This window comes from Sphingomonas sp. Leaf33 (genome assembly GCF_001421785.1).
Taxonomy (GTDB): domain Bacteria; phylum Pseudomonadota; class Alphaproteobacteria; order Sphingomonadales; family Sphingomonadaceae; genus Sphingomonas.
In genome coordinates, this window is the sequence record NZ_LMLB01000018.1 from 1,159 (window position 1) to 1,815 (window position 657).

The 657-nt window shown below is 48.9% G+C and carries 2 rRNA genes (1 of these 2 only partly in view); both read left to right on the forward strand.

What is annotated here, in order from left to right:
* Nucleotides 1-281 (forward strand): 23S ribosomal RNA (locus ASE86_RS15535) (its annotated part extends 1,158 nt beyond the left edge of the window); the annotation flags it as partial.
* A gap of 175 nt (nucleotides 282-456) precedes the next feature.
* Nucleotides 457-569 (forward strand): 5S ribosomal RNA (gene rrf, locus ASE86_RS15540).
* Nucleotides 570-657: the final 88 nt, after the last annotated feature.

The window sequence follows — 657 nt, forward strand, 5'->3', positions numbered from 1 at the left end:
GGGCGCTGCAGATTTGAGGAAGCCTGCTCCTAGTACGAGAGGACCGGAGTGGACACACCTCTGGTGTATCGGTTGTCACGCCAGTGGCATTGCCGAGTAGCTAAGTGTGGAAGAGATAACCGCTGAAAGCATCTAAGCGGGAAACTCGTTTCAAGATGAGATCTGCCGGGGCCTTGAGCCCCCTAAAGAGTCGTTCAAGACCAGGACGTTGATAGGTCAGGTGTGGAAGCGCAGTAATGCGTTAAGCTAACTGATACTAATTGCTCGTGCGGCTTGACCCTATAACTTTGATTGCCAATACACAGCATCGATGTCTATATCGATATCGATGACCGTGCCAAAGCTCAAAGATTGTTATGCCAAGTTAGACGCAGTCAAAACACAAAAAGCTGATTTAACTCTATGAATTCGTTGTACTGAACTCCAAAACGGCGTTCAGTATGGCAACCCTTTATGCCTGATGACCATAGCAAGTTGGTACCACTCCTTCCCATCCCGAACAGGACAGTGAAACGACTTTGCGCCGATGATAGTGCGGGTTCCCGTGTGAAAGTAGGTCATCGTCAGGCTCTTACAGCCCAGAAAACCCCAGTCAGTCATGACTGGGGTTTTTTGCTTTTCCGCTTTGCTTTGCACCATAGAAACACGGAAAGCGAT